Annotated in this window: 9 protein-coding genes and 1 tRNA gene; 7 read left to right on the top strand and 3 right to left on the bottom strand. The window is 69.9% G+C overall.

The genetic code is table 11. From position 1 onward, the window contains the following. Positions 1-154: 154 nt before the first annotated feature. Both gyrB and gyrA read left to right on the top strand, forming a co-directional pair. Entirely contained in the window at positions 155-2,089 is a 1,935-nt protein-coding gene (gene gyrB, locus ALLO2_RS00560; RefSeq protein ID WP_035729010.1) for a DNA topoisomerase (ATP-hydrolyzing) subunit B, read from the top strand. Between the two features lie 199 nt (positions 2,090-2,288). Beyond that, on the top strand, positions 2,289-4,793 hold the full coding sequence (gene gyrA, locus ALLO2_RS00555) for a DNA gyrase subunit A (protein ID WP_035729009.1): 2,505 nt from the start codon (positions 2,289-2,291) through the stop codon (positions 4,791-4,793). A 165-nt stretch (positions 4,794-4,958) separates the two neighbouring features. Here gyrA and ALLO2_RS23035 read toward each other — a convergent pair whose 3' ends face one another. Continuing rightward, positions 4,959-5,681, bottom strand: a complete 723-nt coding sequence (locus ALLO2_RS23035; protein WP_131728888.1) for a hypothetical protein — start codon at positions 5,679-5,681, stop codon at positions 4,959-4,961. A 199-nt stretch (positions 5,682-5,880) separates the two neighbouring features. Here ALLO2_RS23035 and ALLO2_RS00550 point away from each other — a divergent pair, with 199 nt between their 5' ends. From ALLO2_RS00550 to ALLO2_RS00530, 5 genes are all read left to right on the top strand, one after another. Next, on the top strand, positions 5,881-6,630 hold the full coding sequence (locus tag ALLO2_RS00550) for a DUF3566 domain-containing protein (RefSeq protein ID WP_232234812.1): 750 nt from the start codon (positions 5,881-5,883) through the stop codon (positions 6,628-6,630). A gap of 63 nt (positions 6,631-6,693) precedes the next feature. Then, positions 6,694-6,767, top strand: a tRNA-Ile gene (locus ALLO2_RS00545). 488 nt (positions 6,768-7,255) lie between these two features. Further along, the gene (locus tag ALLO2_RS00540; protein WP_035729287.1) at positions 7,256-8,659 is read left to right on the top strand and encodes a glycosyltransferase family 4 protein; all 1,404 of its coding nucleotides are present in this window, start codon (positions 7,256-7,258) and stop codon (positions 8,657-8,659) included. A gap of 10 nt (positions 8,660-8,669) precedes the next feature. Then, positions 8,670-9,401: a class I SAM-dependent methyltransferase gene (locus ALLO2_RS00535; RefSeq protein WP_011434487.1), complete on the top strand. Its 732-nt coding sequence runs from the start codon at positions 8,670-8,672 to the stop codon at positions 9,399-9,401. Beyond that, positions 9,388-10,569, top strand: coding sequence for a hypothetical protein (locus tag ALLO2_RS00530; RefSeq protein WP_011434488.1), 1,182 nt, complete (start codon positions 9,388-9,390; stop codon positions 10,567-10,569). Before ALLO2_RS00535 ends, ALLO2_RS00530 begins: the two co-directional genes overlap by 14 nt. Here ALLO2_RS00530 and ALLO2_RS00525 read toward each other — a convergent pair. Both ALLO2_RS00525 and def read right to left on the bottom strand, forming a co-directional pair. Beyond that, a complete protein-coding gene (locus tag ALLO2_RS00525) occupies positions 10,552-11,169 on the bottom strand; it encodes a class I SAM-dependent methyltransferase (RefSeq protein ID WP_023839953.1) in 618 nt (205 codons plus the stop codon). The genes ALLO2_RS00530 and ALLO2_RS00525 overlap by 18 nt on opposite strands. A 91-nt stretch (positions 11,170-11,260) precedes the next feature. Then, positions 11,261-11,828 (bottom strand): peptide deformylase (def, locus tag ALLO2_RS00520; protein WP_035729007.1); only part of this gene is annotated, 568 nt, incomplete at its 5' end.

Genomic DNA, 11,828 nt, shown 5'->3' with positions numbered 1-11,828 from the left:
GCCAAGGCGGTCGGGGGAGTCGGTCCGGTAGGGGGGGTTGGCCATCCCCATGTGCGTGGCGCTGCGCAGACGCCAGGGGGCTCCCTGCGTCCGCTATGGCGGGTTGCCGGGNAGACTGGTGGATACTTCCGCCCAGAACGAGGGGACCCGCCGCGTGGCCTACGATGCAAGTTCGATCAAGGTTCTCGAAGGTCTTGACGCGGTCCGCAAGCGTCCGGGCATGTACATCGGCTCCACTGGAGAGCGTGGACTGCATCATCTCGTCTACGAGGTCGTGGACAACGCGGTGGACGAGGCGCTCGCCGGTTACTGCGACACCATCACCGTGACGCTGCTTGCCGACGGCGGGGTGCGGGTCACCGACAACGGCCGTGGCATTCCCGTCGGCATGCATCCCACCGAGAAGCGGCCCGCCGTCGAGGTCGTGCTGACCACCCTGCACGCCGGCGGGAAGTTCGACGGCAAATCGTACGCGGTGTCCGGCGGGCTGCACGGAGTCGGCGTCAGCGTGGTCAACGCGCTGTCCACCCGGCTCGACGTGGAGATCCACCTGGATGGGCACGTCTGGTTCCAGCCGTACGTGGCGACCCGCCCGGACAAGCCGCTGGCCAAGACCGGTACCACCCGCAGGACCGGGACGTCGGTCACCTTCTGGGCGGATCCGACGATCTTCGAGACCACCGAGTACAAGTACGAGACGCTCTCCCGCCGCCTGCAGGAGATGGCCTTCCTGAACAAGGGGCTGTCGATCACGCTCGTCGACGAGCGTGACGAGGAACGCGTGGCGGTCACCTACAAGTACGCCAACGGCCTGGTCGACTTCGTCGGTCACCTCAACGCCACGAAGGACACCATCCACCGCAGCGTGATCTCGCTGGAGTCGAAGGGCGTGGGCATCGAGGCCGAGCTCGCGATGCAGTGGAACGGCGGCTACACCGAGTCGGTCTACACCTTCGCGAACACCATCAACACCCACGAGGGCGGCACCCACGAGGAGGGCTTCCGGGCCGCGCTGACCAGCGCCGTCAACGCCTACGCCAAGGACCAGAACCTGCTCAAGCCGGTGAAGGCGGGGGCCAAGAACAGCGACGAGCGGCTCTCCGGCGACGACATCCGGGAGGGCCTTACCGCGATCATCTCGGTGAAGCTCGCGCAGCCNCAGTTCGAGGGCCAGACCAAGACCAAGCTCGGCAACACCGAGGCCAAGAAGTTCGTCCAGGAGATGTGCTACTCAGCGCTCAAGGACTGGTTCGAGGTCAACCGCACCGAGGCTCGGGCCATCGTCAGCAAGGCGCTCGACGCCCAGCGGGCCCGCATTGCCGCCCGTCAGGCCCGCGATCTGACCCGGCGCAAGGGTCTGCTCGGCGGCACCGGCCTGCCGGGCAAGCTCGCCGACTGCCAGTACACCGATCCCGAGCGGTGCGAGCTGTACATCGTCGAGGGTGACTCGGCGGGTGGGTCGGCCAAGGGTGGTCGAGACTCGAAGTTCCAGGCGATCCTCCCGCTGCGAGGAAAGATCCTCAACGTCGAGAAGGCCCGCATCGACCGCGTTCTGAAGAACACCGAGGTCCAGGCCCTCATCCAGGCGCTGGGTACCGGCATCCACGACGATTTCGACATCGCGAAACTGCGCTACCACAAGATCGTTCTGATGGCGGACGCCGACGTCGACGGCCAGCACATCCGGACCCTGCTGCTGACGCTGCTGTTCCGGTTCATGCGCCCGCTGGTCGAGGCCGGTCACGTGTTTCTGGCGCAGCCGCCGCTCTACAAGATCAAATGGGGTAGGGAGGACTGGGAGTACGCCTACTCCGATCGGGAGCGCGACGGGCTGGTCGCCCGCGGGGTGGAGTCCGGGCGCAAGCTGCCCAAGGATGCCATCCAGCGCTTCAAGGGTCTCGGCGAGATGAACGCCACCGAGCTGTGGGACACCACCATGGACCCGGACCGGCGCATCCTGCTGCAGGTCACGCTCGACGACGCGGCGGTCGCCGACGAGTTGTTCTCCGTGCTCATGGGTGAGGATGTCGACGCGCGTCGCAGCTTCATCCAACGTAATGCCAAGGACGTGCGTTTCCTGGACATCTGACCCGGCCGTGTCGCGTGCCTCGGACCGGTCGTCGGGTGACCCCTCAGGTCGGTCCGGGCGCGGCGATCCCGACGGTCCGGCCCGGCGAACGGAGGGCTCCGGATCCCGCCCGCCGTCGGGTCCACCCGGCCCCGTTGCCCGGGGCGCCCGTCCCGCCCTGACGCCCTGACGACTGCTCCCACTGCCCTGGAAGGACCCCGTGGTCGACGTCCTACCTCCTCCCCCCGGCGACCGCATCGAGCCCATCGGCATCGAAGTCGAGATGCAGCGGTCGTATCTCGACTACGCCATGTCGGTCATCGTCGGCCGTGCGCTGCCGGAGGTACGCGACGGGCTCAAGCCCGTCCACCGCCGGGTCCTCTACGCCATGTACGACGGCGGCTACCGCCCCGACCGCGGATACTTCAAGTGCTCCCGCGTGGTCGGGGACGTCATGGGTAACTACCACCCCCATGGCGACACGGCGATCTACGACACCCTCGTCCGGCTCGCGCAGGGCTGGTCGTTGCGCTACCCGCTGGTCGACGGGAACGGCAACTTCGGCTCGCCCGGCAACGATCCGCCCGCCGCCATGCGGTACACCGAGGCGCGGATGGCGCCCTTGGCGATGGAGATGTTGCGTGACATCGACCAGGAGACGGTCGACTTCGCCCCGAACTACGACGGGCGTTCGCAGGAGCCGCTTGTTCTGCCCAGCCGGTTCCCGAACCTGCTCGTCAACGGCGCCGGCGGCATCGCGGTTGGCATGGCGACGAACATCCCGCCGCACAACCTGCGCGAGGTCGCGAAGGGCGTGCGGTGGGCGCTCGACCACCCGGACGCGAGCGACTCCGAGCTGCTTGAGGCGCTGATCGGCCTGATCAAGGGTCCGGACTTCCCGACCTCGGGGCTCATCGTCGGCCGTAACGGCATCGAGGAGGCCTACCGTACCGGCCGCGGCAGCATCCGGATGCGGGCGGTGGTGAACGTCGAGGAGAACAAGGGCCGCACCCAGCTCGTCGTCACCGAGCTGCCCTACCAGGTGAACCCGGACAACCTCGCCGAGAAGATCGCCGAACTGGTCCGGGACAACAGGGTCACCGGTATCGCCGACGTCCGGGACGAGACCTCGGCGCGCATCGGCCAGCGGCTGGTCATCGACCTCAAGCGCGACGCCGTCGCCAAGGTCGTGCTCAACAACCTCTACAAGCACACCCAGCTCCAGGACACCTTCGGCGTCAACATGCTGGCGATCGTCGACGGCGTGCCGCGTACCCTGCGCCTGGACCAGATGGTCCGCTACTACGTCGAGCACCAGATCGACGTCATCGTCCGCCGGACCCGCTATCAGCTGCGCAAGGCCCGCGAGCGGCTGCACGTCCTGGACGGTCTGCTGATCGCGCTGGATCACCTCGACGAGGTCATCAACCTCANCCGCAACGCCGAGTCGGCGGACGTGGCCCGCGGCCAGCTGATGGAACGCTTCTCGCTGTCGGAGATCCAGGCCACCGCCATCCTCGACATGCAGCTGCGCCGGCTCGCCGCCCTGGAACGTCAGCGGATCATCGACGAGGCGGCCGAACTTCGCGCGAAGATCTCCGATCTGGAGGCGATCCTGGCCTCGCCGACCCGGCAGCGGCAGATCATCGGCGAGGAGCTCGCCGAGGTCGTCGAGAAGTTCGGCGACGAGCGGCGGACCCGTCTCGTCCCGTTCGAGGGCGACATGTCCATCGAGGACCTGATCGCCCAGGAGGATGTGGTCGTCACCGTCACCCGCGGTGGCTACGCCAAGCGCACCAAGACTGACCTCTACCGCTCGCAGCGCCGCGGCGGCAAGGGCGTGCAGGGCGCGGCGCTGCGCGAGGACGACATCGTCGAGCACTTCTTCGTCACGACCACCCACCACTGGCTGCTGTTTTTCACGAACAAGGGCCGGGTGTACCGGGCGAAGGCGCACGAGCTGCCCGAGCAGGCCAGGTCGGCCAAGGGTCAGCACGTCGCGAACATCCTGGCCTTCGGGCAGGACGAGCGGATCGCCGAGGTCATCGCGGTCAAGGACTACGAGGCCGCCCCCTACCTGGTCCTGGCGACCAAGCGCGGGCTGTGCAAGAAGACCGCGCTGCATGACTTCGACTCGAACCGGGCCGGTGGCCTGGTGGCGATCAATCTGCGCGACGACGACGAGCTGATCGCCGCCCGGCTCGTGGCGCCCGGCGACGATCTGCTCCTGGTCAGCCGTAACGCCCAGTCGATCCGGTTCCACGCCGACGACGAGCAGCTGCGGCCGATGGGCCGGGCGACCTCGGGTGTGATCGGTATGCGGTTCGATGCCGAGGACGAACTGCTGTCCATGGACGTCGTCGTGCCGGGTACGACGGCGGATCTGCTCGTCGCCACCTCCGGTGGATACGCGAAGCGGACGCCGCTGGCCGAGTACCCGGTGCAGGGCCGTGGTGGCAAGGGCGTGCTGACCGCTAAGATCGTCTCGACTCGCGGTGGTCTGGTGGGGGCACTCGTCGTCGATCCCGACGACCAGCTCTACGCCATCGCCTCCAACGGGGGCGTATTGCGGACCGTTGCCAAGGATGTACGGCGGGCGCAGCGGCAGACCATGGGAGTCCGGCTCATCGATCTGGAGTCCGGGGNGCAGGTTGTCGGAGTCGCACGTAATGCTGATGCGGAGGACACCGACGCTCGTATCGACGCCGGGCCCCAGGAAAGCTGAGAGCGAGCCCCCGAGAGGTTGACGATCTCGTGGTCGTGGCCACCCACGCCGAGAACGACGCCGCCCGAGGGGACGGGTGTGCGCGGGACCCGTGCACACCGTCAGGACTGAACCGGGAGAGTCCGTGAGTGACAGTCAGGAAGACCGGCCAGCCCGGTCGGCGGTCTACCGCGGCCCCTCCTCGGCCGCCGGGGCGGAGGGATCGCGTGCCACCGAGCAGTCCCGCCGGCCGAGCGGGGGGGACGGGGCCGGCCCACGGTCCACGGTGAGACCCGCTTCCGTTGGTTCCTCCGGTGCTGGCGGCGCGGCCAGAGGCGCGAGCTCCTCCGGCCCGGATTCCGCGGGCCCGGATTCCGCGGGTTCCGCTGGTGTTTCCGATTCCGCCGGGCGTGATTCGGAAGCCGGCCGCCGGGCCGGCGCCGGCCCGGCGTCGGGACGCGCGGCGGACGCCGCGGGCCGCTCGTTGTCGCTGCGGGACGGCCGTGGGGAGGACGCCGGCAGCGAGACGGTGAAGGTGCCCGCGGCCGGCGATGGGCCCGAGTCCGGTAATCCGTTCTTCCAGCGGCCCGGGCGGTCCGGTCGGCCCGTGGATGAGCGGGAGGGCGGCCGCGGCCCGGCCGGAGGCGCGGCGGACCCGCCGCAGTCCTCCGCCGGGGGGCCGACGGGTTCGACTGGGTCGTCGAAGGCCGGGTCGTCAAAAGCCCATTCGGCTGAACCCGGCTCGTCGGCGTCGGGTTCGGCGGGTTCGGGTTCGGGTGCGGCGGGTTCGGCGGCGTCCCGCTCCGGATCGGTCCCCGACGGGGCGAAGTCCCCCTTGTCCTCGCGGTCCTTGTCCACCTCTTCCGCGGGCGCGTCGGGTGTGTCGGGCGCAGGGTCCTCGGCTGGCACCTCCACGGGACGTGCCAGCGGAACGTCGTCGGTGTCCCCATCCGGGTCGGCTCGTACCGGGGCCGCTGGAACCCACTCCGACGAGGCGGGCTCGGCTACCCGGAAACTCGGCCCGGCCGCCGTATCGTCGCCGGCGAAGTCCCTCGGCCTGGCGCCACCCGGACCCGGTCGAGCCACGCCAGGGGGGCCGGCAGTTCGCGTGGAGCCCCCGGCCGAGCGGCCACGGGAGACCGACACGATCTCCCTGGTCCGCCCGCCCAGCATGACGAGGAGCCGTACCACGAAGCCCGACAGGAACCGTGCCGCGCCCGAGCGCATGCCCGCCCCCGATCCGGTACGCCCCGCCCCGCCGGGTCCGGCGGGGGGGAGGTCCGGCGGTGCCGGCCCCACGGCGGCCTACGACCGGCCGCTCGCGGCGCCGGAGTCCGCGGGTACCACCACGACGACGGGTGCTCTGAACAGCGTGACCACGACCTCCCCCGGTGCGCTCGACGACCAGTTCGAGCCGGTCTCCGCTGAGCGGGCGGGTGCCGGTCACTCCCCTGGCCGGTCCGGTCCCGGCTCGTCCGGTTCCGCCCGCCCGCCCGGTCAGGGCCGGCGGGNCNAGCTCAANCTGTCCNAGGNCAATCCCCTCACGGTGACCCGGGTCAGCTTCGCGTTCTCCCTCTGCGTCTTTGTGGTTCTGCTCGTCGCGATCGCCGTGCTGTGGTTCGTCCTGAACTCGATCGGCGTGTTCGACAGCGTCTCCGACGCGGCCGATACCCTGACCGACAGCAGCAGCACCGACATCCGAGGATGGCTGTCGTTCGGCCGGGCAATGCAGATCAGCTTGCTCATCGGGGCGATCAACGTCATCCTCATGACCGCGCTGTCCACGCTCGGTGCCCTGCTCTACAACCTCTGCGCCGAGATGATCGGCGGCGTCGAGCTGACTCTGAGTGATCAGTAGCTTGGAGGGACGGCGGCGGTCCCGCTCCTGCGCCGCCGTCCTGTATTCTTGGACTCGCAGCACGGACCTATAGCTCAGTCGGTTAGAGCGCTTCCCTGATAAGGAAGAGGTCGGTGGTTCAAGTCCACCTAGGTCCACGCGCTAGCCAATCATGATCGCCGCCCTCTGGGCGGCTTCGCCGTGCCCGTTATGCTGGCCGAGGGGCCAAGCCCCCTGACCCCCCGTGTTGCGCCTTCGGCGCTCGCCGTGCCCGGTGGGATGGTCGGGCCGTCGGTGGCGGCGAGGTCTGAGAGCGGGCCCGGGCCGACGTGCTGCGCGAGGTCGCGGGCAACGCCACAGGGACGACTCCCGGCTGCATAAACCGTCCACCGGTGATCCGGGAAGATCCCCGCGCCTGCGGGATAAAGCGNACACAAAACCCTCTGGATGGGCAAGTCTCCCTCGTTGCCGCAGATCTTGGACTCACGACGAAGAGTCCTAATGTGACGCAGGGCACACGGCCAGGACACAGTGTCGGCCCATTTCAGTGAAGATCGGCACTCAATATCCTAATGTGCCAGGAAGCGGCGCCACCCTCGACGTCGAGGAACCAGGACATGGCCCGAGACGGACGGAGGGCGCACAGTTGCGGATTGCGTTGTTGTCGTACCGGAGTCTGCCCACCTGCGGTGGCCAGGGTGTGTACGTCCGACATCTGTCCCGCGAACTGGTCGCCCTGGGGCACCGCGTCCAGGTGGTGAGCGGGCCGCCGTACCCGGTGCTTGAGGAGGGTGTCGGCCTCACCGAACTGCCCAGCCTTGATCTCTACCGGGACTCCGACCCGTTCCGGTGGCCCGGACTGGCCGAGTTCCACGGCCTGCCGGNCGTCGTCGAGTTCGCCATGATGCGGACCGGCCAGTTCTCCGAGCCGCTCGCCTTCAGCCTGCGTGCCTGCCAAGCCCTGCGCCCCAGGGCATCCGGGGGTCGGCCGCCGTTCGACATCGTCCATGACAACCAGGGGCTGGGATACGGCCTGCTGGCGCTGCGGGCAGCCCTGCGCCCGTACCGGATCCCGGTCGTGGGCACCGTGCATCATCCGATCACGGTCGATCGCCGCCTGCACCTCGCCGCGGCGACCACCTTCACCTCCCGGCTGGGCCTGCGCCGGTGGTACTCGTTCCTCCCGATGCAGGCCCGGGTCGCGCGGGGGCTGGATGGCATCGTCATCCCGTCGGAGAGCTCCCGGCGAGAGATCATCGCGGACATGAACCTCCCCCCGACGGTCATGCGCACGGTTCCCTTGGGAGTCGACGCCGACGTCTTCACGCCGGCGCCCGCGGGCAATCCGGCGGTTCCGGGCCGTGTCGTCGTCGTGACCAGCGCCGATGTTCCGCTTAAGGGCCTGCTTGTCCTGCTCGAGGCGCTCGCGAAGCTGCGGGTGGATCGCTCGGCGCACCTGGTCTGCGTCGGCAAGGTCCGCGAAGGGGGAACGGCCCAGCGCCAGGTTGCCGAGCTGGGCCTGGCCGACGCCGTGACGTTCCGTTCCAACATGCCGGAACCGGAGCTGGTGGACCTGTTGCGCTCCGCCGAGGTCGCGGTCGTTCCCTCGCTTTACGAGGGGTTCAGCCTGCCCGCCGTCGAGGAGATGGCCTGCGGGATCCCGCTGGTCGCCACCACCGCCGGGGCGTTGCCCGAGGTCGCCGGTCCGGACGGGGAGGCCGCGTTGCTGGTCCCACCGGGGGATGCGGGAGCCCTGGCNGACGCCATCGGTTCCCTGCTCGATGATCCCGAACGACGGGCCCGAATGGGTGCCGCCGGGCGCCGCCGGGTGGAGGCGCGGTTCTCCTGGCGGGCGGCCGCCGCGGCCACCGCGGACTGGTACGCCGAGCGGATCGCGGCGGTCGGCGGGACGCCCACCTCCCCGGTCCCGGCCCCGGGACCGGGACCGGGACCGGCGGCCCAGTGGACGCCGGCACCGCTGTCCACACCCGGCGCCGTCACACCCGGCGCCGCGGCGTCCGCACCGGCGTCGTCGACGCTGACCGGCTGACGGCCGACGCATGCTGACCGTCGACTTCGACCAGTTTCCCGTCTCCGCGGGCTGCCGGCTGCTCGACCTGGGCTGCGGCGCCGGACGGCACACGTTCGAGGCGTTCCGACGGGGCGCCGAGGTCATCGCGCTGGACCACTCCGCCGGCGAGGTCGCCGGCGTCAACGCGATGCTCGCCGCGATGGCCCTGGAGGGACAGGCTCCGCCCAAGGCGAAGGCCGCCGGAGTGCGCGGTGACGCGCTGGCGCTGCCGTTCGCCGACGGCACCTTCGACCGGATCATCGCCGCCGAGGTGCTCGAACACCTGCCCGCCGACACGGCGGCGATGACGGAGATCGCCCGGGTGCTACGGCCCGGGGGGTGGGTGGCGGTCACCGTCCCGAACCGGTTCCCCGAGCAGGTGTGCTGGAGCCTGTCGACGGCTTATCACAGCGTCGAGGGGGGCCATGTCCGCATCTACCGCCGGGACGAGCTTCGTGACCGGTTGATCGCGGTGGGACTGGAACCGGCCGGCACCCATTTCGCACACGCCCTGCACGCCCCGTACTGGTGGCTGCGGTGTCTCGTCGGTGTCCACGACGACGACCATCCGGCGACGCGGCTTTACCACCGGCTGCTGGTGTGGGACATGATGCGCCGTCCCCGCATCACCCGGCTCGCCGAGCGGGCCCTCAATCCGATCATCGGCAAGAGCATCGTGCTGTATTTGAGGAAACCGGAGGTAACGCGTGCGGCCGGTTGAGTCTGCTCCGGTCCTGACCCCCGAGGCGCTCACCGCGACCGCGACCGCGATCGCCGTCGTCCAGGAGCCGGACGGCGCCATCCCCTGGTATCCCGGTGGCCACACCGACCCGTGGGATCACCTCGAATGCGCCATGGCCCTCGACCTCGGCGGCCTGGTCGACGCCGCCGACGCCGCGTGGGCCTGGCTGTGTCGCAACCAGCGGCCGGATGGATCCTGGGCGACGAGCTACGTCGGCGGCGCGGTCAAGGAGGACTTCGCCGACAGCAACCAGTGCGCCTATGTCGCCACCGCAGCCTGGCACCGCTGGTTGGCCACCGGTGACCGCGCCTTCCTCACGAGGATCTGGCCGGTCGTCGAGGCAGCCCTGGGCTTCGTCGTCGACATGCAGAGCCCGACCGGACAGATCTGGTGGGCCCGGTCGTCGGACGGTGTCGACTACCCCGAGGCCCTGCTGACGGGATGCTCCAGCACGTTGCACAGCCTGCGCTGCGGGATGGCGCTCGCAGCCCTGGTCGGGGAGGTGCCACCGGCCTGGGAACGGGCGACCGGCGCGCTGCGGCACACCCTCGTCGCTCACCCAGAGTACTTCGCCCCCCGCGACCGGTGGTCGATGGACTGGTACTACCCGGTGATCGGCGGAGCGCTGCGCCGGTCCGCGGGTCGGTCCCGGCTCACCAGCCGGTGGAACGACTTCGTCGTCGACGGTCTGGGCATCCGCTGCGTGGCCGACGAGCCCTGGGTCACGGGGGCCGAGACCTGCGAACTAGCCATCGCCCTGCATCTCGTGGGCGAGACCGCCGCGGCGACCAAGCTGGTTACGGACATGCAGCACCTGCGGCACGCCGACGGGAGCTACTGGACGGGCTGGCAGTTCGAGACCGCGACGTTCTGGCCGGCCGAACAGTCGACCTGGACCGCGGCGGCGGTGATCCTCGCGGTCGACACGTTGGCCGGCGGGGTCACCGAGACCCTCTTCCGCGGCGACGGCCTCCCCGAGGGGATCTGTGTCCTCGACAAGGAGTCCGACGAGCCTCGGCAGGGCGGCAGGCGGCTTCCGGAGTCGCGGACGGAGCCGCGGACGGGGACGGAGGTGGTGACGCCCGCCGAACGCCGGCTTCCTCGGCAGCGGCCGGCATGCGGATGCCGCTCAGTCGACGCGGCGTAGGACGCGCAGCGAACCCGCGCACGACAGCTCGCGGAAGCCCTCCGTCAGCGCCCGCACCAGGACGTGGTAGGGCGCCTGGCCCCCGTCCGCCGGGTCCGGAAAGACGTCGTGGATGGCCAGGAGACCGCCGGGCCGCACGTGGCAGGCCCAGGCCTCGTAGTCCGCCTGGGCCTGCTCCTCGGTGTGCCCGCCGTCGAGGAAGAGCAGGTCGGCCGGGGTCGACCACCATCGCCCCACCCGTTCGGAGCGGCCGACGACCGCCGTCACGACGTCCTCGACGCCCGCGTCCTCCAGCGTCCGCCGCAGGAAGGGCAGCGTGTCCAGCCGGCCGCTACGCGGGTCGACGAGATCGGCGTCGTGGTACTCCCACCCGGGTTGGTTCTCCTCCGACCCGCGATGATGATCCACGGTGATCACCGTCGCTCCCACCGTCCGGGCGGCCGCGGCCAGGTACAGGGTCGACTTACCGCAGTAGGTGCCGACCTCGCAGATCAGGCCGCCGGCCGATACCCGTGTTGCCGCCGCGTAGAGCGCCAGGCCCTCCTCCGTGGGCATGAAGCCCGTCGCCGCCTCGGCCGCCCGCCGCAACACCACATCCACCGCCGACTCTCTCTTTCTCGCAGGACGGATAGCCTTTCTTGCAGGACAGGTAGCCTTCCTCGCAGGACAGGTAGCGCGCGCCGGTGGCTCGCTACCTGCCGAGCCGCGCGGCCACCTCGACCCGGCGGGCGAAGATCTCCTCGGTCCGCTCCTCCATCTCGCGGAGGGCCTTCTTGCGTCCGCGGCTCGACAGCCGGTCCAGGTAGAGGCTGCCGTACAGGTGATCGGTCTCATGCTGCAGGCAACGGGCGAAATAGCCGGTTCCCTCCAGGCGGAGCGGGGCACCGTGCTGGTCCTGACCGCGGACAGCAGCATGCTCCAGCCGGGCGACCTCCATGTAGGCCCCCGGAACAGACAGGCACCCCTCATCCCCCTTGACGAGCCGGCGCTCCGCCGGCGGCGCCTCCTCCAGGACGGGGTTGACCAGATGGCCCACGTGCCGCACACCGTCCTCGTCGGTGCAGTCATAGACGAAGACCGCGGCGTCGACGTCGATCTGGTTCGCGGCGAGTCCGACACCTTCGGCGCCGTACATGGTGGTGAACATGTCATCGATCAGCGCAGCGAGCTCCGCGGTCCCGAACTCGGTGATTTTCTTACAGGGCCGGTGCAGAACAGGCTCGCCGACAACGGTGATCCTGCGGATGGAACCGCGGCCG

Origin of the sequence: Frankia sp. Allo2, from assembly GCF_000733325.1 — a bacterium.
GTDB lineage: Bacteria > Actinomycetota > Actinomycetes > Frankiales > Frankiaceae > Frankia > Frankia casuarinae.
The sequence above is the reverse complement of the archived record's forward strand: the minus strand, read 5'-3'. Positions and strand labels throughout refer to the sequence as shown.